This window comes from Xanthomonas sp. CFBP 8443 (assembly GCF_025666195.1).
Lineage (GTDB): Bacteria > Pseudomonadota > Gammaproteobacteria > Xanthomonadales > Xanthomonadaceae > Xanthomonas_A.
Window position 1 is genome coordinate 1506500 of sequence record NZ_CP102592.1, and the last position, 23441, is coordinate 1529940.

Consider the following 23441-nt stretch of genomic DNA (forward strand, 5'->3'; position numbering starts at 1 on the left):
TGCGGTCGCGACATCGTAGCGGGGCGTGGTCGATGCTGCAGCCCGGATTCGGCGTCCGGAGCGAACACGACGAGTAACGCGGACAAGGTGCAGTGCAAGCCGACCGCAGTTGCCGCTCCCAATCTCCAATCCCGATCCCAATTCAGGCAGCCAAACCGCCAGGGGCACTGATCCGGGCCAAGACAGCCGATATCGCACGAGGCTTCACCCCATACCCTCATCCGCCGCCGCGCGGCGCCTTCCATCGAAAGGATGCATGGAACCGGTGAGAGAGGCAAAGCGCTACGACTACAATCGGCAGCCATTTCGAAGAGTCACACAGCCATGCTCGACGCATTCGAATCGATCGCGGCCGATGCCGGTTTCGCGCTGCCGCCGTTGCTGGCCGACTGGTACCGTCGCGGCCTGACCACGCTTGCGGACGATACGGTGCCGGCGCTGGGCAGCGACTACGACATCGAATGGCTGGATCCGCCGGCCTGCCGCCAGACCATCGACGAATGGTTGAATCCGCAGGCGCAGCAGGGCATCGCCTTCTTCCCGTTCGCGCAGTCCGGCGCCGGCGACGCCTATTGCCTGGTGCGCCTGCCCGACCAGCGCCACGGCGTGGCCTGCGTGTGGCACGACGCGGACGACAGTACGTTGCAATACGCGTCGTTCGACGCGTTCGTCGCCGCCCGCTTCACCCACGTGTTCGCCGACCTGGGCGCGGTCCCGGTCGAGGGCCTGGATGTGGCGGAGGTGGCGCAGTTCGTGCAGCAGGACGTGGCGCGTTGCACCGAGGCGATGGAAGCGCCGCTGCGCGAGCTGCTGCGCCAGCAGAGCCGGTTGCCGGTGCAGTCGCTGGACTACCGCAGCGGCCCGAAGGCGCGTCCGGAAACCGTCGATGCGCTGATTCCGCAAGCCGTGCAGCAGGCGCAGCTGGCTTCGCTGGAACTGGCGTCGCCGGTGGCGTTCGCGATCGTGCCGCGCTGGGAGCTGGAGTAGCGGCGCCACTTCGCCCGCACGGCGTCGGGGGTTCAGCGCCGCGCCGCCGCGCCTTCGCCGCGCATCAGCGCTTCGACATCGGCCTGCGCGACCATCGCGTTGTCGCCCGGGGTGGTCATCGCCAGTGCGCCGTGCGCGGCGGCGTAGTCGATCGCCGCCTGCGGGCCGGCGTTGCACAGCAGGCCGTGGATCAGGCCGGACACGAACGCATCGCCGCCGCCGACGCGGTCGAGGATGTCCAGCTCGCGCGCGACCGAGCGGTAGCTGGCCTGGCGCGTGTGCAGCACCCCGGCCCAGTGGTTGCGCGAGGCCGAGTGCGCATCGCGCAGCGGGAACGCCACCGCCTGCAGCTGCGGATAGCGCTGCAGCGCCAGCCGCGCGGCTGCTTCGGCCGGGGCCGGGTCCATCGGCGTGCTGCGTTGGCCGACGCCGCGCATGTCCAGGCCCAGGCAGCCGGCAAAGGAATATTCGTCGCCGATCAGCAGGTCGCATTCGGCGACGATGCGCTGGTTGACGTGGCGCGCCGCGTCCGGATCGGGATGGCTGTTCCACAGGCTGGCGCGGTAGTTCAGATCGTAGGACACCAGCGCGCCGTGGCGGCGCGCGGCCTGTACCGCGGCGATCGCGGTCTGCGCGGTGGATTCGGACAGCGCGGCGAAGATGCCGCCGGTGTGCAGCCAGCGCGCGCCGGCGTCGCCGAACAGCGCCGGCCAGGCGAATTCCTCCGGCCGCAACTGCGCGGCCGCCGAATAGGCGCGGTCGGAGACGCCCAGCGCGGCGCGCACGCCGAAGCCGCGCTCGGTGAAGTTCAGGCCCATGCGCGTGTTGCGGCCGATGCCGTCGTAGTCGCGCCACACCAGGTGCCGGGTATCGCAGCCGCCCTGCAGGATCAGGTCCTCGGCGAGCAGGCCGAGTTCGTTGCGCGGCAGCGCGGTCAACGCCACGGTCGGGCGGCCGAAGGTCTTGCGCAGGCCGCGGGCGACGTTGTATTCGCCGCCGCCTTCCCACACCCGGAACTGGCGCGCGGCGCGGATGCGCTCCTCGCCCGGGTCCAGCCGCAGCATCACCTCGCCCAACGCCGCGCAGTCCCAGCGGCGCGGGGCGGGCAGGGTGGCGAAGGCAGGATCGGCCGGCGCTGCGCTCATCGCGCCTTGCAGCCGAACAGCGACAGGTCGATGGCCTCGGCCATGCGCGCGTAGCCCGCGTCGTTGGGGTGCAGGTGGTCGCGGGTGATGGCGGCCGGCAGCGATTCGGGATTGTCGGGCATGCGCAGGATCGCGTCGAAGTCGATCACCGCGGAGAACGCCTTGCCGTTGCGGATGAAGTCGTTCAACGCCTGGCGGGTGGCGGCGGAAACCGGTTCGTAGCGTTCCGAGGCGCCGAACGGGGTCAGCGTCGCGCCGATGGTGGCGATGCCGTGCTGGCGCAGGCGTTCGACCACCTGCCGGTAGCCCAGCATCATGTCCGCGGCATTGCGTCCGGGCGCCAGCGCCGGCGGTCCGCTGTGGCGGATGTCGTTGATGCCTTCGAACAGCACGACCTGGTCGACGCCGGGCAGCGCCAGCACGTCGCGGTCCAGGCGCGCGAGTGCGCTGGGACTGCGGCCGGCGTCGAGCAGCTTGTTGCCGCTGATGCCGGCGTTGAGCACCACCACCTGGCCCGGGCAGGCCTGCTCCAGGCGCTTGGCCAGCAACGCCGGCCAGTCGCCGTGGCGGCCGCGGCTGGCGGTGGCGCCTTCGGTGATCGAATCGCCCAGCGCCACCACCACCCGCGGCGACGCGGTGGTCTGCGCATACACCGCCGAGACCACGTTCTGCCGGTAGCTCAGCGCGGTGGCATCGGCGACGTCGACCTTGCCGTCGGCAATGCGCACCGCGGTGCGGCGCACCGCCGGCCGCGCGGCGTCGGGGAAATACACGGTCAACGCGACCTCGGCCAGGGCCGGCACGCGCAGCGCCACCGGATCGCTGAGCAGCACGCTGCCCGGCGCCAGCACGATCTCGCCGCGGCCGTCGAACAGCACCGGTTGCGCCGGCTGCGTGGCGCCGGCCAGGCGCACCGAGGCCGCGCCGATCTTCAGCGGCGCGGTGCCCAGTTCGTTGCTGATGCGAAAGCGCAGCGCCTGCGCCGCGGCGCCCAGGCGCATGTCCTGGCGCACGCTCTGGCGCTCGAACTGCAGCGAAGTGCCGGCCGGACCGTCGAGCCGGTCCGGCGTGGGCGAGGCGATCCAGGCCGGCACCCAGCGGGCGCCTTCCTGGCCGGCCTCACGCGCCGCCACCGGTGCCGCCAGGCACAACGCCAGCGCGGCGGCCGCCGCTCCGTTCCACAACAGCTGCCGCAAGGGCAAGGATTGCCTGGACATCGCGTGACTCCTACACAGGTGGATCAGGAAAAGAACACGCCGCCGTTGACGTCGAGGTTGGCGCCGTTGATGAAGCTGGCCGCGTCCGAGGCCAGGTACACCGCCGCGTCGGCGGCTTCGGCGGCGCGGCCTTCGCGGCGCAACGGGGTAGCGTTGGCGACGAACGCGCGCACTTCCGGCTTGGTGAAATCGTCGTGGAAGCGGGTGGCGATCATGCCGCAGCACAGCGCGTTGACGCGGATGCCGCGCGGGCCCAGTTCCTTGGCCATCGCCCGCGAGAAGGTCATCACCGCGGCCTTGGCAGTGGCGTAGATCGCCGCGCCCGGACCGCCGCCGTCGCGCCCGGCCAGCGAGGCGAAATTGACGATCGCGCCGCCTTCGGCCATGTGCGGGGCCACCGCCTGTGTGGTCAGGTACACCGACTTCAGGTTGAGGTCCATCACCTGGTGGAAGAAGGCTTCGTCGATGTCGGCCAGCGGCTTGCGCGCGACCATGCCGCCGGCGACGTTGACCAGGATGTCGATGCGCTGGCCGAACGCCTGCTGCGTCGCGGCGACCATGCCGGCCACGGCCTGCGCGTCGGCGGCATCGGCGCGGTGCACGATGGCCTGGCCGCCGGCGGCGAGGATCTGCTGCAGTGTCGCCTCGGCACTGGCCGCGTCGTTGGCGTAGTTGATGCACACCTTGGCGCCGGCCGCGGCCAGCTTCAGCGAAACTTCGCGGCCGATGTCACGGCCGCCACCGGTGACGATGGCCACCTTGTCTTTGAATTGCATGAGCGATGAGTCCTTTGCGAGGGGGAACGAACGAGGAGCGCGATCAGTCGCGCGTGGGGTGAGCGTCGAGCTTGTGGATGCGGCCGGTGACCAGCCACAGCGCGGCCAGCGAGGCCGGCACCAGCGCGGCGACCAGGATGAACATTGGCGCGTAGGAGTCGGCGGTCATCACCGGCACCAGCCAGGTGGTGATCAGGGTGCCGGCGACCGCGGCCATGCCGCCGATGCCGGCCAGCGAGCCGACCGACTTGCCGTCGAACAGGTCGCCGGGCAGGGTCTGGATGTTGCCGATCGCGATCTGGAAACCGAACAGCACCGCGGCGATGGTCAGCACCGCGATGGTCGGATCGGCGGCGAGTACCGCGCCGAGCAGCGCCGGCGCCATGATCGCCCCGCCCAGGGTGATGGTCCATTTGCGTGCGCGGTCCACGCTCCAGCCGGCCGCGATCAGCCGTCCCGACAGCCAGCCGCCGGACAGGCTGCCGAGCATCGCGCCGACGAACGGCACCCAGGCGAACGCGCCGATCTGCTTGATGTCGAAATGGAAGGTCTCGGCCAGGTAGATCGGCAGCCACGACACGAACAGCCACCAGATCGGGTCGATGAAGAAGCGCGACAGCACGATGCCCCAGCTCTGCCGGTGCGACATGATCTGGCGCAGGCTCGGCAGGTAGGCGGGCTTGTCCGACACGCTGCCGTCGGCCGGCGCGTCCAGGATCAGCGCGCGCTCGGCGGCATCCACCCACGGATGCTTGTCCGGGCCGGCGCGGTAGATCACCAGCCACGGCAGCAGCCACACGAAGCCGAGCGCGCCGACCAGCACGAAGGTGCCTTTCCAGCCCAGCCACAGGAACAGCAGCGCGATCAGCGGCGCCGACACGATCGCGCCGATCGAGGCACCGGCGTTGAAGATGCCTTGCGCCAGCGCGCGCTCGCGCGCCGGGAACCACTCGGCGTTGGCCTTGACCGCGCCCGGCCAGGCGCCGGCCTCGCTGATGCCGAGCATCGCCCGCACGACGCTGAAGGAGGTGATCGAATGGGTCACCGCATGCAGCGCGATCGAGATCGACCACACCGCGATCGACAGCGCGAAGCCCATGCGCGTGCCGATGATGTCGAACAGGCGCCCGAACACGAACTGCCCGGCCGCGTAGAACAGCATGAAGATGGTCACCAGCAGCGCGTAGTCTTCCTTGGTCGCGCCGATGTCCTGCGAGATCGCCGGCCACATCACCGCCAGCGCGTTGCGGTCGATGTAGTTGATCACCGTGGCCACCGCGATCAGGCCCACGATCATCCAGCGCACCGCGCTGCGTTTGGTCGGCTTGCCCGGCTTGGCGAAGACGGGCGCGCTCATTTGCCACCCGCCGCGCGGTCGAAGCGCGCATAGCCGCCGCGCCAGGCATAGCGTTGGCCATTCGCCTGCACGCTGTGCTCGCGGCCGTCGGCGGCATCGTCGGCCACCGCCAGCGCCAGGGTCTTGCCCGAGGCCAGGGTCAGCACGATTACCTCGGCATCGTCGCCGCGCACGCGGGCGATGTCGCGGATGCGGCTGTCGGCGCCGTGCACGTATTCGGCGGTGCCGTTGTACTCGCCGTGCGGTTCCAGCACGCCGAAGAAGCTGACGTCGGCCTGGCCGTCCACGCGCTGCAGCAGCATCGGTTCGCGGCGCAGGTTGAAGTCCGGATCGTTGGCGCCGCTCTCGGCCAGGATCGCGCGCGACGGCGCGCTGCTGCCGAAGCGGTAGCTGTAGAAGCGCCCGTCCAGCAGCCAGCTCAGGCTGCGCGGCGCCGTCGATGCCTCGCTGCTGGCGTCCACCCACAGGTGCTGGTAGCCGTTGGCCTTGCCCAGCACCGGGCGTTCGGCCACAGCGCGCTTGGCGTCGAAGCCGACCTGCATGATGTGGCCGTTGAAATGCAGCGGCAGGTCGTATCGCGCCGGCTTGGCGCCGTGCACGCGCAGCAGGTCGATCACGATCGGCAGGCCCAGCTCCGGATGGGTCAGCAGCGCCTGGGTGCGGGTGAAGCTCACGCCCTCGTAGGCGTGGTCCATGCGCGCGGAGACGATCTGGGTGGCGTCGTCGTGGGCGAACAGCAATGGCGTCGGCGCATGTTCCTCGCCCACGCGCCAGTCGCCGTCGAAGTGGCTGCGCTCGTTCACCACCAGCGTGTTGTGCGCCACCGTGGTCTTGGCCCAGCTGTTGTTCTCCGGCAGGTAGATGCCGCCGGACTTGGCTTCCACGTTGAGGAAGCGCGCCGCGCCGTAGTCGGTGACCACGCGCTGGCCGTTGTCGTAGAACAGCCAGTTCAGCTTGTCGAAGTGACCGTGGCCCATGCCTTGCGAGGTGTTCTTCATCACCAGGGTCTGGCCGTCTTCGCCGCCGGCGCGCAGGATCGCCAGCGCGCCGTGGTCGCCGTCGGCGCCGTCGCGCAGCAGCGCGGAGCGGAACGCGAAAGGCTTGGCCTTGTCCTGCGCCAGCGCCGCGGCCACGCCCAGGCCTTCGGGAGTCAGCAGCACGCGCTGCTGGCGTTGCGCGATCGACAGCAGCCGCGCGTCGTGGGTCTGCGCATAGGCGATGCCGAGGCCGGCGACCAGTTCCTCGGTGTCCAGGCCCTTGTCCAGGATCGCGTCGTTGAGCGGGAAGAAGTAGCCGGCGTAGCTGCTCTGCACCAGCGTGTCGACCGCGTTCAGCAGCACGCCGTCGCGGCGCTGGAAGATCTTCTGCTGCGGCTGGTTGCGTTCGATCGCATTGGCGAACAGCACGAACGGCGCCAACGCGTAGCGCTGGTAGTAGGGGCCTTCGGCGTAGTAGCCGTCGGGCGAGAACAGCTGGTCGATCTGCTTGAGGAAGCCGGCGCTGCCGTCCTGCTTGCTGCCGCGCAGCGCCTTGTCGACCAGGGTCTGGTCGCGCAGCACGTAACCGGTCATGCCGACCGCGGCCACCGCCCAGGTGGCGTGGTTGTGGATCTTGTCGAAGTTGTCCGGGCTTTCGTCGCACAGGAAATGCGCCATGCGCCGGAACACCTGCGCGTCGATGGTGGCGCGCTCGGCGGGACTGAGGCTGTCGCGGATCGCGTCGTAGCCCTGCGCGGCGTACACCAACCACACCGAGTCGTTGAGCGATTGCCAGAACAGCCGGCCCGGCACCTGGCCGCGCCCGGCCAGATGCGCGCCCAGGGTCGGGTACAGCTTGGCGTAGGCCAGCAGCAGGTCGCGCGCGTAGTCGGCGTAGGCGCGCTCGCCGGTGAGCCGGTACAGCGCACCGGCGGCCTGGATCGCCTGGTAGTTGCGTTTGTGCTGCTCGTGACTGGCGCCGCCGCCGGGGTCCTTGGGCAGCGGTACGTCGATGCCGGCGCGCATCGCCTTGCGCAGGCTGGCTTCGGCACGCGCCTGTTCGCGCGCGAACAGCGGGTGGCGCGCGCCCTCGCTGGCCATCTGCCGCCATTGCGCCGCGGTGACCAACACCGGTGCGGCATCGCTGGCGACGGTGCTGCTGCTGGCGGCCGGGGTCGCAGGGGTCGCGGCGGGCGCTGCCCAGGCGGCGGGCGCGCTGCCGGCGACGGCCAGCACCAGCAGCATCAGGCGATTGGATCGGGTCATAGCAAAGGCTCCGCGCCGGCATCGGCCGGCAGGGCCGGGGTGCCGAGGAATTGGTTGCGGGTGGCGATCAGCTGGGGCGTGCCGGTGGTGCGGACGCTGCTGACCGCGGCGCTGTCGACGAACTGGTTGTCGTGCAGGAAGGCGCGCTGCACGCCGTGCAGGCGCAGCGACGGCGCGTCGGCGCCGCCGACGCGCTCGAAGCGCGAGCCGCTGACCGTCAGCACCGGACCGAAGGTGCTTTCGTCGCGGCCGCCGCGGTAAAGGTCGACCGCCGGCCCGCCGACGCGGCGGAACTGCGAATCGGCGATCTCCACGCGCTCGGCGTTGTAGGTGCCGCGGTCGTCGGTCTCCGCATGCGCCGAAAGCACCGCGCCGGAGACGTCTTCCACCACCACCCGGCGCAGCGCGATGCGCTCTGCCAGGGTGCCCTTGCCCAGCGCGATCACGTCGAAGCCGCGGTTGACGGTGAGGCCGTGGATGCGGCTGTCCTCGACGATCAGTTCGTAGTTGGCGGCATTGGAACCGGGAGCGGTGCGGATCACCGCATTGCCCACTTCGTCCGGCGCGGCGCTGCCGTCGATCTGCAGCCGCGCCAGCTTCAGCGCGCCGCCGGCGTCGATCTGGAACAGGGTGGAGCGCGAGAACGCGATCTGCGCCTGGCCGCGCGCCGGGCCTTCGACGCTGAGCGGGTGGCGCAGCGCCAGCACCTGGTTCACCTGGTAGCGGCCGGCGTCCAGTTGCAGGCGATCGCCGGCGCCGGCGGCGGCCACCGCGTCGGCCAGGGTGTCGTTGCCCGGCCGCACGCGCTGGCGGCGGCCGCTGTCCAACGCGACCGGCACCGTCTCCTTGGCGTACCAGGCCACGCCGACGTCGTCGCGCGGCACGTAGGTCAGCGCCGGATCGGCGCCGGCGCCGCCGGCATCGGCCGCGACCAACAGGCCGGTCGCCGCGCGCGTCATCGTCAGCGTGCGGCCGGCCACGCCGCCGGGCAGCAGCGGCGAGGCGGCCGGGCTCTGCAGGTTGCCGGCGAAGGCGATGCCGGACAGGTCGCCGAGCACGCGCACCGGGTCGCGCTCGGCGACGATCAGGTTGTCGGCGAAGTCGCTGTCGATCGGTGCGGCGGTGCGTTCGTCGTCCTTGCCGGCGCCGAAGAACAGCTGCTTGCTGGCGACGAAGGTGTTGTGCTCGATCAGCGCTTGCTGCACCTGCACGTAGCGGTTGGCCGGCGAGTTGGGCACGCCGTACATGATGCTCAACGCCGAGGAATAACCGTCGCCCGCCAGGCCTTCCAGGTAGTTGTTGCGCACCGTCTGGCGGCGGTTGATGACGCGGATGCCGCCGGTGTCGTCCTTGCCGTCGCCGAAGAACACGTTGTTCTCGACCAGGTTGCCGTCGCCATGGCGCAGCACCAGCGCGCCGCGCGAGCGCTTGAACACGTTGCCGCGGTAGGTGTTGCCGCCGGACTTGTTGGAGACCACCTCCACTTCGCCGTCGCAGCCTTCGAACCAGTTGTTCTCGACCAGCGAATTGGAATCGGAGGTGGCGTCGTTGCTGGTGCCGATGCGCAGGGTCTCGCCGCCGTTGGCGCCCAGGTTGGGGCGCGGGCCGAACCAGTTGTGGTCGATGCGGTGGCGGTTGTCCAGGCCCTGCACGGTGTCGCGGACCACGACCATGGTCGGGCCGGCGTTGTTCTTGCCGACCAGTTGGTTATGGTCGAAGCGGTTGTGGCTGTCGTACATGGCCACCCAGTTGTCCGAGCGGCTGCGCTCGGGCTGGTTGAAGCGGTCGACCACGACCCGGGTGATGCGGCTGTGGCGCGCGCGCTCCTTGCTGGAGACGCGGTAGGACAGCACCGCCTCGGTCGGGCTGTAGCCGTCGCGGAACACCAGGTCGCTCACCACCAAATACTCGCCGGCCATGCGCAGGTTGGACTGGCCGGTGACGATCACCTGGCCCGGGGTCTGCGCGCTCAGCCGGATCGGCTGCGCGGCGGTGCCCTTGCCGGTGAACACGATCTGGAAGTCGCGCCACTCGCCGTTGGCCAGGATCACGTGGTCGCCGGGCTGCAGGGCGCCGGTGGCGGCGCGGTATTCGGCCGGCGTGCTCACCAGGATGTCGGCGGCCGCGGCCTGGCCGGCGGCGAGCGCGAGGAACAACAGCGCGAAGCGGTTGCGCGAAGCGATCGGTGCCATGGTTTGCTCCCTCGATGCGCGCCGAGGCGGCGCCGCCGTGGCCCGGATGGTAGCAGAGGTCGAACACTCGTAAACCAGATTTGCATACCAAAAATCATTTATCTGGAAAGGTTGTTTGGCGCATAAATCGTGCTGCAAACGCACATAAATGCTGATCAATCGTACGTACCAATTGGCCTGTACGGATATTTCTACCAATTTGTTGACATTGGTCGGTGACGGGTGAAAGGCTCCGCTCCCAGTCGTCGTCCTTTACGGCGTTCACTCGGGAGGAGAGATCATGCGGCACCCCTATACGGCCCCGTCCGCCAGCCGCGCCGGCGCGCGCGCACTGCGCAGCGTCCTGGCCTGCGCCATCGCGGCATCGTTGACCAGCGGCATGGCCTGGGCACAGGAGGCGCCGGCTGAGCCGGTCGCGGCCACCGCGGCCGACGCCCCCGCCACCCCGGCGAGCGGGGCGACCACGCTGGACCAGGTCCAGGTCACCGGCATCCGCGGCTCGATCCAGTCCTCGATCAACAAGAAGCGCGACGACACGGTGATCTCCGACGTGCTCTCGGCCGAGGACATCGGCGACCTGCCGGCGCCGTCGCTGGCCGACGCGATCGAGACCCTGACCGGCGCGGCCTCCACCCGCGACAAGACCGGCGCCTCGGAGATCTCCATCCGCGGCCTCGGCGCGTTCCTCAGCAGTACCCAGTTCAACGGCCGCGAGATCACCAACGGCAGCGGCGACCGCTCGGTGAACTTCAACATGTTCCCGGCCGAACTGATCAACACCGTGGCCATCTACAAGACCCAGCGCGCCGACCTGATCGAAGGCGGCGTCGCCGGCACCATCGGCCTGGAGACGGTCAAGCCGCTGGACTACGGCAAGCGCACGATCCAGATCGACGGCCGCGGCAGCTGGGCCGAGTACGACAGCAAGTACCGCGACAAGGACGGCATCGGCTGGCGCGGCACCGCCAGCTACATCGACCAGTTCGAGTTCGCCAACGGCGGCAAGCTCGGCGTGTCGATCGGCCTGCAGGCGCTGGACGGCACCGATCCGGAAGAGAGCATGACCAGCGGCTCGACCTGGTACGCCTGCGACGCCACCCAGAACGTGCGCAACGCCAACTGCGCCGAGGTCGGCGCCAACGCCATCGCCAACGGCGCGCCGTACTACCTGGTGCCGAGCAGCCGCATCTACCGGCTCAAGCAGGAGCGCAACGACCGCCAGTCCGAGTTCGCCGCGGTGCAGTGGAAGCCTAACGACCTGCTCGAGGTCAACGTCGACTACGAACACACCGACCGCAACTGGCACGAGAATCGCTCGGACCTGAGCCTGTCCAACACCCGCCGCGGCATCGTCAATCGCGACGTCGACGCCAACGGCGTGCTGCGCAGCTATTCCGGCAACACCTCGATCGATTCCACCTCGACCCGCTACGACCGCAACGAGGAATACACCGGCGGCGGCCTCAACATCATCCTGCGCCCCAGCGTGGCCTGGGAGATCGCCACCGACCTGTCCTATTCGCACACCGTGCGCCAGGACACCCAGCGCATGACCCGCCTGCGCGCCAACGCCCGCGACGTCAACAACGCGGTGGTGCCGGGCATCAGCAGCGGCGCCACCGGCTACGTCAACTACGACTGGGACAACATCGGCGACGTGCCGAGCATCGCGCTCGACCCGGCGTTCGACGTCAACGACTGGGACGCCTACACCGGCGCGGCGCGGGTCACCTCCGAGGAGGAGAAGAACGACCACCGCATCCGTGCCGGCCGCTTCGACGTCAGCTACCTGCCCGAGGACGGCCTGCTGACCAAGATCACCTTCGGCCTGCGCGCCAGCCAGGCCGACTACAGCTACTTCGACAACACCATCACCACCGACATCGCCGCCAGCGGCGCCGGGCGCACCCAGATCATCGCCGCCAACCGCGCCTGCCGCGCGCCGTTCCCGCAGGACGATTTCCTCGACGATGCCAGCGGCAACACCATCTCCAGCTGGGCCTACTTCGATCCGTCCTGCCTGTACGAAGCGTTCCGCGGCAGCAGCGACACCGGCGTGGATCCGAACTACCGCGATCCCAACAACGTCGACGTGGTGGAGAAGACCAAGGCGCTGTTCCTGATGGCCGACTTCCGCAGCGAGCTGTTCGGCTTGCCGGTGTCGGGCAACATGGGCGTGCGCTGGGTCAAGACCGACGTGCGTTCGGAAGGCGTGCGCGCCGACCTGGACCTGATCGACAACGGCGCCGGCACCTTGCGCCTGCAGCCGACCGGCACCTACCAGACCCTGGTCGCCAAGGCCGGCAACGACAAGCTGCTGCCCAGCGCCAACGCGTCCTTCGAACTGCGCGACAACCTGCTGCTGCGGCTGGCCGGCTACCGCGCGATGTCGCGTCCGGACATCGCCGCGCTGGGCTCGGGCCGCAACGTCAACCTCACCGGCACCGAGAACTTCACCAGCCTGGAGGAGGCGCTGGCCGGCATCACCGCCACCGGCAATCCCGAGACCAAGCCGCTGATGTCGTGGAACGGCGACGTGTCGCTGGAGTGGTACCCGAACGAGGACAGCATGCTGGCCGGTGCGGTGTACTGGAAGCAGTTCAACGGCGGCACCGAGACCGCGCTGTTCGACGAGACCTTCGTGGTCGACGGGCGCAGCGCCACGGTGTCGGTGCCGCGGCAGGTGACCACCGACAAGAAGAGCACGCTGACCGGCTTCGAACTCAGCGCCGCGCACCGTTTTTCCTACCTGCCCAAGCCGCTGGACGGGCTCGGCTTCAAGCTCAGCTACAACTACGCCGACACCGACTACGAAACCCAGGACCCGCGCCTGGGCGAGCAGGTCGATGCGGTCACCGGCACGGTGATCCCGGCGATCGTGGGCCCGGCCGGGCTCAGCGGCTTCTCGCGGCATGTGCTGTCCGGCTCGCTGTACTGGGAACTGGGCCGCTTCGACATGCAGGCGATCGGCAAGTACCGCTCCAAGTACTACCAGGACTTCACCGGCAACACCGCGCAGCAGAACCGCTACTACGACGACAACACCAGCGTGGATTTCCGCGCCCGCTACCGGGTCAGCAAGAACCTGTCGCTGTCGCTGGAGTTGATGAACCTGACCAACGAACCGCGGGTCGCATCCCAGCCTGTCTACGGCAACTTCCGCGAGTACGTGAGCTACGGGCGGCGCGCATATTTCGGTGTACGATACAAGTTCTGAACGCAGCGGCGCGGCTCCCCAGCCGCGCCGTTTTTCGAGCCGCAGCAGGCGCCGGCGCGTCGTCCCGGCGCCGCTGTGGAATTCACCAGACGGATCCCTAGCTCGAATGTCCGAAAGTCGCCTCTACCAGTCCATTGCCGCGAAGATCCTGTCGCTGATCGAATCGGGCGAGTTCCCGACCGGTTCGCGGCTGCCGGGCGAGCGCGATCTGGCCGAGCGCTTCGGGGTGAGCCGGGTGACCATCCGCGAGGCGGAGATCGCGCTGGAAGCGCAGGGCTGGATCGCGATCAAGACCGGCTCGGGCGTGTACGTGCGGCCGCGCCCGATCGACGCGCAGGGCGCGCTGCCCGACGTCACCGCGTTCGACCTGACCGCCGCGCGCACGGTGATCGAGGCCGAAGCCGCGGCGCTGGCCGCCGGGCGCCTGACCGATGCCGACATCGAGGAACTGCAGACCCTGGTGACGGCGATGTCCGATCCGACCACCACCGAGGAAATGGCCGGCGAATACGACCGCCGCTTCCATCTGACCATCGCGCGCCTGTCCGGCAATCCGGTGGTGGAATACTGCATCCACCTGATCTGGCGCATGCGCAACGAACTGCCGCGGGTGCGCCAGGTGTACGCGCACGTCTGCCACCAGGACGACGCCACCCGCACCGACGAGCACACCGCGATCCTGGAAGCGTTGAAGACGCGCGATCCGGCGGCCTCGCGCAACGCGATGCGCAATCACTTCCAGCGCCTGTTCGAATCGATGCTGGAAGCCACCGAAAGCCAGGCCCTGGCCGAGATCCGCCGCCGCACCCAGCAGGACCGCGAGCGCTTCCTGGCGACCACGCGGATCTGAGCCGGGCCGCTGCTGGCGTAGGGCATCTGTTGCCGGCGCTACGGCGCCGAGCGCGCAGGCGAAAGCGCGTGCTGTGTATCGTTTGCTTTTGCCATTGTGCCCATCGCCGGCGCGTGTGCGCCTGGTTTTGCAGCGTCTGCATTCTGCGCAATCGCGCCGCAATCGCGGCGAGTTGCGCTCGCTGGCGACACCGCGCGCATCGGCGCCTGAACGCACTTGCGGCGCTGTGCGCAGGCCGCAGCGTCAACCGCAGTGCGGCGGCCCCTGGTGCGACGCGGCAAACGCGCTCGGCAATCGCGCGCACGGTGCTGCCCGCATTCACGCCTGGCGCTGCCGGCGCCTGTTAAGCATGGCGCCAAGCGGGCTCTGTGGCCCCTCTGGATCATCATGGCGTCCCCCTGGCGTGCGTTGCGTAGACGGCTGCTTCCTTATCGGCGCGGCCTTTCCGGCATGCGCGCGCGGTTCCTGCAACGCGGCCGCAAGCCGCCGCCGGCCGAAGAGCCGCTGCGCGCGCAGCTGCTCAGCGCCGAACAGATGGCGGCGCACGGCGAAGCCCTGGCGCGCAGCCACCGGGTGCGCGGCGGGCGCAGCCCCGAGGTGCTGCTGGCGCGGCTGAAGCAGAACGAGGACGTCCTGCGCGATGCGCTGGCGATGCTTGCGGCGATGGTCCGCGACGGTATCCGCGTCACCCCGGCCGGCGAGTGGTTGCTGGACAACTTCTACCTGGTCGAAGAACAGATCCTGATCGCGCGGCGCCATCTGCCGGCCGGCTACAGCCGCCAGCTGCCGGCGCTGGCGCAGGGCGTCTCGGCCGGATTGCCGCGCGTGTACGCCTTGTCGATGGATGCGATCGCCCACGGCGACGGCCGCATCGATGCCGACATGGCCAGCCGCTTCATCGCCGCCTACCAGACGGTGACGCCGCTGATGCTGGGCGAGCTGTGGGCGATCCCGATCATGCTGCGCCTGGGCCTGCTGGAGAACCTGCGCCGGGTCGCGGCGCGGGTGATGCGCGACGGCATCGACCACCGCCTGGCCAGCGACTGGGCCGACCGGCTCAATACCAGCGCCACGGAGGATCCCAAGAGCGTGGTGCTGGTGGTCGCGGACATGGCGCGTTCGCAGCCGCCGCTGTCCGGCGCCTTCGTCGCCGAGCTGGTGCGCGGGCTGCACGGGCGCGGCGGGGTGCTGGCGATGCCGGTCACCTGGGTCGAACAGTGGCTGGCCGACGGCGGCCAGCGCATCGACCAGATGGTGCACGCGGAAAGCCAGCAGCAGGCCGCCGACCAGGTCTCGATCAGCAACAGCATCGCCAGCCTGCGTTTTCTGGCGACGATGGACTGGCGCGATTTCGTCGAGGACCTGAGCGTGGTCGAAGCGCATCTGCGCCGCGATCCGCAAGGTACCTATGCGCAGATGGATTTCCAGACCCGCGACAGCTACCGGCACAGCGTCGAGCTGCTGGCGCGGCGCAGCGGCGCCAGCGAAGAGGCGGTGGCCGAGTGCGTGCTGCAGCTGGCGCACGCCGCGTCCGCGGACGACCGGCGCCATGTCGGCTATTACCTGGTCGACGACGGCCAGCGCGACCTGCCCGCGGCGATCGCCGCCCTGCCGCGCGCGCGCCGGCGGCCCCACGTGGCGCGGCGCACGCTGCCGCTGCCCGCGTATCTGCTGCCGATCGCGGCGATCGCCGCCTTCGGCGCCTGGACGCTGCTCGAGCAGTTGCATGCGTTGGCCGCGGTGCCGGCATGGCTGTGGGCGACGACCGCGCTGCTGGGCGCGCTGGCGTTCAGCGAGTTGGGCGTGGCGCTGGTCAACTGGGCGGCGACGCTGCTGGTGGCGCCGCGCACGTTGCCGCGGATGGACTTTTCCAAGGGCATTCCGACCGGCGCGCGCACCCTGGTGGTGGTGCCGAGCATGCTCAGCGACACGGCCACGATCGACGAACTGGCCGAGGCGCTGGAAGTGCGGTTCCTGGCCAACCGCGACGTGCAGCTGCATTTCGCGCTGCTGACCGATTTCCTGGATGCCGCGCAGGCGACGCTGCCCGGCGACGCGGCGCTGCTCGAGCATGCGACGCAGCACATCGCCAGCCTCAACCAGCGCTACGCGCCCGAACGCGGCGACCGCTTCTTCCTACTGCACCGCCCGCGCCTGTGGAGCGCCGGCGAACGCGCCTGGATCGGCCACGAGCGCAAGCGCGGCAAGCTGGCGGCGCTGAACCGGATGCTGCGCGGCGGCGCGGCCGATGCCGATTTCAGCGCGGTAGTCGGCGCGGCCGCGCTGCTGGCGCAGGTGCGCTACGTGATCACCCTGGACGCGGACACGCGGCTGCCGCGCGATGCGGCGCGCGAGTTCGTCGCGACCCTGGCGCATCCGCTGAACCGCGCGCGCATCGATCCCGCCCTCGGTCGGGTGACCCGCGGCTACGGCATCCTGCAGCCGAGCGTGGGCAGCAGCATGAGCGGCCACCGCATCACCCGCTACGCGCGCCTGTTCGGCAGCGAGCCGGGGATCGATCCGTACACGCGCACCGTGTCCGACGTGTACCAGGACCTGTTCGGCGAAGGCTCGTTCGTCGGCAAGGGCATCTACGACGTGGACGCGTTCGAACAGGCGCTGGACGGGCGCCTGCCCGACAACCGCATCCTCAGCCACGACCTGCTGGAAGGCTGCTACGCGCGGGCCGGCCTGGTCAGCGACGTGCGCCTGTTCGAGGACTACCCGGCACGTTACGCGGCCGACGTGAAGCGCCGCGCGCGCTGGATCCGCGGCGACTGGCAACTGCTGCCGTGGCTGTTGCCGTGGGTGCCGGACGCCGCCGGGCGCTACCGGCGCAATCCGCTGTCGATCCTGTCGCGCGGCAAGCTGCTGGACAACCTGCGCCGCAGCCTGGTGCCGATCGCGGTCACCGCGTTGCTGGCGATCGGCTGGCTGTGGCTGCCGCGGCCGGCGGCGTGGACCGCCTGGCTGCTGGGCCTGTTGGTGCTGCCGATCGTGGTGCCGGCGCTGCACGATCTGGTCGCCAAGCCGCTGGACATGGCCTGGCGCATGCACCTGGGCACGCTGGCCAAGGCCCTGGCGACGCAACTACAACGCGCGCTGGTGGCGCTGGCCTGCCTGCCGTACGAAGCCGGCTACGCCGCGCTGGCGATCGCGCGCACGCTGTGGCGCATGCTGGTCAGCCGCCGACGCCTGCTGCAATGGCATGCGTCCAGCGACGTGGCGCGCAGCCTCGGCCACGGCAACGCGGCCGAACTGGGTGGCATGGCGCCGGCGGCGCTGCTCGCGCTGGCGCTGCTGGCCGCGCTGGCGTGGTGGCAGCCGCATGCGCTGTGGGTCGCGGCGCCGATCCTGGCGCTGTGGATCGTCGCCCCTGCGCTGATGGCGTGGATGGGGCATGCCGACGCGCCACGCCGCGCGCAGCTGGCGCCGCCGCAACGCGCCTTCCTCGGCCGGCTGTCGCGGCGTACCTGGGCCTTCTTCGAAGTACACATGCGTGCGCAGGACCATTGGCTGCCGCCGGACAACGTGCAGGAGCATCCGCAACTGGTGGTGGCGCGGCGCACCTCGCCGACCAACATCGGCCTGGCCCTGCTGGGCAACCTGGCCGCCTACGACCTGGGCTACCTGCAGCCGGGCGGGGTGATCGAGCGCACCCGGCTGACCCTGACGACGATGGAGACGCTGCCGCGGCATCGCGGCCATTTCTACAACTGGTACGACACCGAGACCCTGCAACCATTGCCGCCGGCCTACCTGTCGACGGTGGACAGCGGCAACCTGGCCGGGCACTTGTTGACCCTGCGCCAGGGCCTGCTGGCGCTGTGCGATGCGCCGCTGCTGGCGGCGGCCACCTTCGACGGACTGGCCGACACGCTCGGCGTGCTGCGCGAGACTGCAGCCGCCGACCCGGCCGCAGCGGCCGCGCTGCAGCCGGCGCTGCAGGACGTCGAGCTGCGCCTGCAGGCGTTGCGCGCGACCCCGCCGCAGACGCTGGCGCAGGCCTGGCACGCGCTGTGCGCGCTGGCTGTGCAGGCGGAGGCGATCGCCGAGCGCTGGCCGCCGCCTGCGCCCACCGCCGAGCACTCCGCCGACGCGTTGGCGCCGCATTGGCCGCAGGTGCTGCTGGATGCGTGCAGCGCCGCGCAGCAGGAACTGCGCGAGTTCGCACCGTGGACGACGGCGGCCGACGGCGACGCGGCCTCCATGGCCGCGACCGAGGCGCCGCTGCCGACGCTGCGCGCGCTGGCCGCGCAGACTCACGATGCCGCGGCGGCCGAGCGCGCCCGCGCGCGCATCCACCAGCTCGAGCGCCTGGCGCACATCGCCGGGCAGCTGTCGCTGATGGAATACGCGTTCCTCTACGACCCGGCGCGGCGCCTGCTGGCGATCGGCTACAACGTCGACGAGCGGCGCCTGGACCAGGGCTATTACGACCTGCTGGCCTCGGAGGCGCGGCTGTGCAGCTTCGTCGCCATCGCCCAGGGCCAGCTGCCGCAGGAAAGCTGGTTCGCGCTCGGGCGCCAGCTCACCGAGGTCGACGGCGAAGCGACGCTGCTGTCGTGGACCGGTTCGATGTTCGAATACCTGATGCCGCAGCTGGTGATGCCCAGCTATGCCGACACCTTGCTCGACCAGACCGCCGTGCATGCGGTCAATGCGCAGATCGCGCACGGCGCGCGGCACGCGGTGCCGTGGGGCGTGTCCGAGTCCGGCTACAACGCAGTCGATGCGCGGATGAACTACCAGTACCGCGCGTTCGGCGTGCCCGGGCTGGGCCTCAAGCGCGGCCTCGGCGACGACCTGGTGATCGCGCCGTACGCGAGCATGATGGCGCTGATGGTGGCCCCGGAAGCGGCCTGCGCCAACCTGCAGCGGCTGGCCGATGCCGGCTTCAGCGGCCGCTTCGGCCTGCACGAGGCGATCGACTACACCCCCAGCCGGGTACCGCCCGGCCAGGACTACGCGCTGATCCGCTCGTACATGGCGCATCACCAAGGCATGGGGCTGCTGGCGCTGGACCACCTGCTGCGCGAGCAGCCGATGCAGAAGCGCTTCGCCGCCGACGCCGAGTTCCAGGCCACCTTGCTGCTGCTGCAGGAGCGGATTCCGTGCGTGGGCGTGTTCCATCCGCAGGAAGCCGACGGCGCCGTACGCAATGCCCAGGACGAGCGCGAGGACGAGACCCAGCTGCGCGTGTTCCGCGATCCGGGCGCCCCGCGGCCGGCAGTGCAGCTGCTTTCCAACGGCCGCTACCACGGCCTGCTGACCAGCGCCGGCGGCGGCTACAGCCGCATGCGCGACATGGCCATCACCCGCTGGCGTGAGGACGGCACCCGCGACCACTGGGGCAGCTTCTGCTACCTGCGCGACGTGGACAGCGGCGACTACTGGTCGGCCGCCTATCAGCCCACCGCGGTGGCGGTGGACCACTACGAGGCGATCTTCTCCGACGCCAAGGCCGAATTCCGCGGCCGCAAGCGCGGCTTCGACACGCACATGGAAGTGGCGATCTCCGCCGAGGACGACATCGAGCTGCGCCGGCTGCGGATCAGCAATCGCTCGCGGCAGCCGCGCACCATCGAGATCACCACCTATGCCGAAGTGGTGCTGGCGCCGGCGATCGCCGACGAGCTGCACCCGGCCTTCAGCAACCTGTTCGTGCAGACCGAGATCGCCCGCGACCGGCAGGCGCTGCTGTGCACGCGGCGCACCCGCGCGCACGACGAGGTCGCGCCGTGGATGTTCCACCTGGTGGCGGTGCACGATGCGCATATCGGCGCGATTTCCTACGAGACCGACCGCGCGCGCTTCCTCGGTCGCGGCAATACGGCGCGCAATCCGCGCGCGCTGAGCCACGATGCGGCGTTGTCCGACACCGCCGGCTCGGTGCTCGACCCGGTGGTGGCGATCCGCTGCCGGATCGTGCTGGCGCCGGAGCAGACCGCGATGATCGACATCGTCTACGGCGTCGGCGGCGACCGCGACGCGTGCACGGCGCTGATCGACAAATACCGCGACCGGCGCCTGGCCGATCGCGTGTTCGACCTGGCCTGGACCCACAGCCAGGTGGTGCGCCGCCAGATCAACGCCTCGCAGGCCGACGCGCAGCTGTACGAACGCCTGGCCGGGCTGATGGTGTACGTGCATCCGGCGCTGCGCGCCGACAGCGAACTGTTGCTGCAGAACCGGCGCGGCCAGTCCGGGCTGTGGGGCCATGCGATCTCCGGCGACCTGCCGATCGCGCTGCTGCAGATCGGCGATGCCGACAACATCGAGCTGGTGCGGCAGATGGTGCAGGCGCATGCGTACTGGCGGCTCAAGGGCCTGCACGCGGACCTGGTGATCTGGAACGAGAGCCAGAGCGGCTACCGGCAACAGCTGCAGGAGCAGATCCTGGGCATGATCGCGGCCGATCCCGACGTCAGCGTGCTGGAGCGCCCCGGCGGCATCTTCGTGCGCCCGGTGCAGAACATCTCGCAGGAAGACCGTATCCTGCTGCAGGTGGTGGCGCGGGTCATCGTCAGCGACCAGCGCGGCACCCTGGCCGCGCAGATCGGCCGGCACCTGCCGCCGCCGCGCGGCATGCCCGAACTGGTGCCGTTGCCGGCCGCCGCGCTGGCGGAGGCGCAGGAGCAGGAGCAGGAGCACCTGCCGGCCGCGGCCGCCGGCGACGAGGCGCACGAGGATCCGTGGCCGTTCGCGCCGGCGCATGGCCAGGCGCTGTTCGACAACGGCACCGGTGCCTTCGCCGCCGACGGCCGCGAATACCTGATCGCGCTGCGCGAGGGCGCGCCGACCCCGGCGCCGTGGTCCAACGTGCTGGCCAACGCGCAACTGGGCACCGTGCTCAGCGAGAGCGCGGCCGGCTACACCTGGTTCGAGAACGCGCACGAGTTCCGCCTGTCGCCGTGGCACAACGATCCGGTCGCCGACGCCTGCGGCGAAGCGTTCTACCTGCGCGACGAGGACAGCGGCCGGGTGTGGTCGCCACAGGCGCTGCCGCGCCGCGGCGAAGGCGACTACCGCACCCGCCACGGCTTCGGCTACAGCGTCTACGAGCACGTGCAGGACGGCATCGCCAGCGAGCTGTGGGTGTACGTGGCGCTGCACGAGGCGGTGAAGTTCTCGGTGCTGAAGCTGCGCAACCTGACCGGCCGCAGCCGTCGCCTGTCGGCCACCGGCTACGTGGAGTGGGTGCTGGGCGACCTGCGGGTGAAGTCGCAGATGCATGTGGTCAGCGAGCAGGACGGCGTGCAGGGCGCGCTGCTGGCGCGCAATCCGTACAACGCCGAGTTCGCCGCGCGCACCGCGTTCTTCGACGTGGACGCGGCGACGCGCAGCTGCACCGGCGACCGCACCGAATTCCTCGGCCGCAACGGCGACATGGCCGATCCGCAGGCGCTGCGCCGCGAACGCCTGTCCGGGCGCCTCGGGGCCGGGATGGACCCGTGCGCGGCGCTGCAGGTGCCGCTGACCCTGGCCGCCGGCGCCGAGTGCGAGATCGTGTTCCGGCTCGGCGCCGGCGCCGACCATGCCGCCGCGGTGGAACTGGCGCGGCGCATGCGCGGCCGCGATGCCGCGCACGACGCGCTGGACGCGGTGCGCATCCATTGGCGCCACCTGCTCGGCGGGCTGCAGGTGAAGACCCCCGATCCCAGCGTGGATCTGCTGGTCAACGGCTGGCTGCCGTACCAGACCCTGGCCTGCCGCTACCTGGCGCGCAGCGGCTATTACCAGTCCGGCGGCGCGTTCGGTTTCCGCGACCAGCTGCAGGACATGATGGCGCTGGTCCATGCTACGCCGGAGTTGGCGCGCGAACATCTGCTGGCCAGCGCCGCGCACCAGTTCCCGCAGGGCGACGTGCTGCACTGGTGGCATCCGCCGCAGGACCGCGGCGTGCGCACGCGCTGCTCGGACGACTACCTGTGGCTGCCGCTGGCGGCGTGCCGTTACCTGCAGGTCACCGGCGACCGCGGCGTGCTCGACGAAGAGGTGCGCTACATCGAGGGCCGCAGCGTCGGCGCCGACGAGGAGTCGTACTACGACCTGCCGGCGCCGTCGGCCCAGCGCGCGCCGCTGTACGCGCACTGCGTGCAGGCGCTGCGCCGCGGCATGGCGCTGCTCGGCGAACGCGGCCTGCCGCTGATCGGCACCGGCGACTGGAACGACGGCATGAACCGGGTGGGCGAGGGCGGCAAGGGCGAGAGCGTGTGGCTGGGCTTCTTCCTGTTTCACGTGCTGCAGCAGTTCGCGGCGCTGGCGCGCGGCCGCGACGACGCCGCTTTCGCCGAGGAATGCGACGCGGCGGCGCATGCGCTGCGCGGCAACCTGGAGGCGCATGCCTGGGACGGCGACTGGTACCGGCGCGCCTGGTTCGACGACGGCACCGCGCTGGGCTCGGCGCACAACGCCGAATGCCGCATCGACTCGATCTCGCAGAGCTGGTCGGTGCTGTCCGGCGCGGCCGAGCCGGCGCGCGCGCGGCAGGCGATGGCTGCGCTGGACCGGCATCTGGTCAAACGCGATGCCGGGCTGATCCAGTTGCTGGAGCCGCCGTTCGACCGCATCGAGCACGATCCCGGCTACATCCGCGGCTACGTGCCGGGCGTGCGCGAGAACGGCGGGCAGTACACCCACGCGGCGGTGTGGGCGGCGATGGCCTTCGCCCGGCTCGGCGATGGCGAACGCGCCTGGGAACTGGCGCGGATGATCAATCCGATCCGGCACAGCCTGGATGCGGCGGCCAGCGAGCGCTACAAGGTCGAACCCTACGTGCTGGCCGCCGACGTCTACGGCGTGGCCCCGCACGTGGGCCGCGGCGGCTGGACCTGGTACACCGGTTCGGCCGGGTGGATGTACCGGCTGCTGGTCGAATCGCTGCTGGGCCTGCAGCGCGAAGGCGACAGCCTGCAACTGCGGCCGTGCCTGCCGGCCGACTGGGAGCGCTGCGAACTGCAGTACCGCCACGGCAGCAGCACGTACCACATCGAACTGCTGCAGCACGCCGCTGGCCAGGCAGGCGACGCCGCCGACGGCGCCGGCCTGTTCGTGGACGGCCTGCGCCAGCCGGACGCGCGCATCGCGCTGGTCGACGACGGCGCGGTGCGCCGCGTGCAATGGCGGCAGCCGCGCGCGCCGTCGTGAACACGCACGCGCAGACGCAGGCGGCGCTGGCGCATCTGGCGACGATGCTGCCGGAATGGATCGCGCATCTGCGCGATCCGGCCGAATTCTGGCCGCAGTTCGGCGTGCTCGCGCAGGAACTGCTGGACGCGGCCGCGCCATGCGATCGCGCGCGGGCGCGGCAGGCGCTGGCGGCGATGCTCGCAAAGCATGCGATCGACGCGCATCTGCTGCCTCCCTGAATGTCGCGCTGAACGGATCGGCGCCGTGCCGCGACGCAGGGCTCACGGCATGGTCACCCGGGTTGCACGCCGCCCGCGGCCACACT

The 23441-nt window shown here is 70.5% G+C and carries 11 protein-coding genes; 5 read left to right on the top strand and 6 right to left on the bottom strand.

The window, feature by feature from the left end:
- Positions 1-324: 324 nt before the first annotated feature.
- Positions 325-987, top strand: a complete 663-nt coding sequence (locus NUG20_RS06535; RefSeq protein ID WP_263397572.1) for an SMI1/KNR4 family protein — start codon at positions 325-327, stop codon at positions 985-987.
- Between the two features lie 32 nt (positions 988-1019).
- Here NUG20_RS06535 and NUG20_RS06540 read toward each other — a convergent pair whose 3' ends face one another.
- From NUG20_RS06540 to NUG20_RS06565, 6 genes are read right to left on the bottom strand one after another with little or no spacing between them, the layout of a single operon-like run.
- Positions 1020-2132 carry a sugar kinase gene (locus NUG20_RS06540; protein WP_263397573.1) on the bottom strand — a complete coding sequence of 371 codons (1113 nt, stop codon included), beginning with the start codon at positions 2130-2132 and terminating at the stop codon, positions 1020-1022.
- Positions 2129-3349: an SGNH/GDSL hydrolase family protein gene (locus NUG20_RS06545; RefSeq protein WP_263397574.1), complete on the bottom strand. Its 1221-nt coding sequence runs from the start codon at positions 3347-3349 to the stop codon at positions 2129-2131. Before NUG20_RS06545 ends, NUG20_RS06540 begins: the two co-directional genes overlap by 4 nt.
- A 23-nt stretch (positions 3350-3372) precedes the next feature.
- Positions 3373-4125, bottom strand: coding sequence for an SDR family NAD(P)-dependent oxidoreductase (locus tag NUG20_RS06550; protein ID WP_263397575.1), 753 nt, complete (start codon positions 4123-4125; stop codon positions 3373-3375).
- 43 nt (positions 4126-4168) lie between these two features.
- The gene (locus tag NUG20_RS06555; protein ID WP_263397576.1) at positions 4169-5482 is read right to left on the bottom strand and encodes an MFS transporter; all 1314 of its coding nucleotides are present in this window, start codon (positions 5480-5482) and stop codon (positions 4169-4171) included.
- Positions 5479-7725: an oligoalginate lyase gene (locus NUG20_RS06560; RefSeq protein ID WP_263397577.1), complete on the bottom strand. Its 2247-nt coding sequence runs from the start codon at positions 7723-7725 to the stop codon at positions 5479-5481. The genes NUG20_RS06555 and NUG20_RS06560 overlap by 4 nt, the downstream gene beginning before the upstream one ends.
- Positions 7722-9917: a polysaccharide lyase 6 family protein gene (locus tag NUG20_RS06565; RefSeq protein ID WP_263397578.1), complete on the bottom strand. Its 2196-nt coding sequence runs from the start codon at positions 9915-9917 to the stop codon at positions 7722-7724. The genes NUG20_RS06560 and NUG20_RS06565 overlap by 4 nt, the downstream gene beginning before the upstream one ends.
- Positions 9918-10197: 280 nt before the next feature.
- Here NUG20_RS06565 and NUG20_RS06570 point away from each other — a divergent pair, with 280 nt between their 5' ends.
- The 4 genes from NUG20_RS06570 (at position 10198) to NUG20_RS06585 (ending at position 23355) form a co-directional block, all read left to right on the top strand.
- On the top strand, positions 10198-13134 hold the full coding sequence (locus NUG20_RS06570; RefSeq protein ID WP_263397579.1) for a TonB-dependent receptor: 2937 nt from the start codon (positions 10198-10200) through the stop codon (positions 13132-13134).
- Positions 13135-13240: 106 nt separating this feature from the next.
- Positions 13241-13984, top strand: coding sequence for a FadR/GntR family transcriptional regulator (locus tag NUG20_RS06575; protein ID WP_263397580.1), 744 nt, complete (start codon positions 13241-13243; stop codon positions 13982-13984).
- Positions 13985-14434: 450 nt separating this feature from the next.
- Complete coding sequence (locus tag NUG20_RS06580) at positions 14435-23134, top strand: glycoside hydrolase family 94 protein (RefSeq protein ID WP_263397581.1); 8700 nt, start codon at positions 14435-14437, stop codon at positions 23132-23134.
- The gene (locus tag NUG20_RS06585; RefSeq protein ID WP_263397582.1) at positions 23131-23355 is read left to right on the top strand and encodes a hypothetical protein; all 225 of its coding nucleotides are present in this window, start codon (positions 23131-23133) and stop codon (positions 23353-23355) included. The genes NUG20_RS06580 and NUG20_RS06585 overlap by 4 nt, the downstream gene beginning before the upstream one ends.
- Positions 23356-23441: the final 86 nt, after the last annotated feature.

Excerpts from the sequence above, each read along its gene's own strand:
- NUG20_RS06545 (WP_263397574.1), bottom strand. The coding sequence starts at position 3,349 with ATGTCCAGGCAATCCTTGCCCTTGCGGCAGCTGTTGTGGAACGGAGCG.
- NUG20_RS06535 (WP_263397572.1), top strand. The coding sequence starts at position 325 with ATGCTCGACGCATTCGAATCGATCGCGGCCGATGCCGGTTTCGCGCTG.
- NUG20_RS06565 (WP_263397578.1), bottom strand. The coding sequence starts at position 9,917 with ATGGCACCGATCGCTTCGCGCAACCGCTTCGCGCTGTTGTTCCTCGCG.
- NUG20_RS06550 (WP_263397575.1), bottom strand. The coding sequence starts at position 4,125 with ATGCAATTCAAAGACAAGGTGGCCATCGTCACCGGTGGCGGCCGTGAC.
- NUG20_RS06540 (WP_263397573.1), bottom strand. The coding sequence starts at position 2,132 with ATGAGCGCAGCGCCGGCCGATCCTGCCTTCGCCACCCTGCCCGCCCCG.
- NUG20_RS06575 (WP_263397580.1), top strand. The coding sequence starts at position 13,241 with ATGTCCGAAAGTCGCCTCTACCAGTCCATTGCCGCGAAGATCCTGTCG.
- NUG20_RS06555 (WP_263397576.1), bottom strand. The coding sequence starts at position 5,482 with ATGAGCGCGCCCGTCTTCGCCAAGCCGGGCAAGCCGACCAAACGCAGC.
- NUG20_RS06570 (WP_263397579.1), top strand. The coding sequence starts at position 10,198 with ATGCGGCACCCCTATACGGCCCCGTCCGCCAGCCGCGCCGGCGCGCGC.
- NUG20_RS06560 (WP_263397577.1), bottom strand. The coding sequence starts at position 7,725 with ATGACCCGATCCAATCGCCTGATGCTGCTGGTGCTGGCCGTCGCCGGC.
- NUG20_RS06580 (WP_263397581.1), top strand. The coding sequence starts at position 14,435 with ATGCGCGCGCGGTTCCTGCAACGCGGCCGCAAGCCGCCGCCGGCCGAA.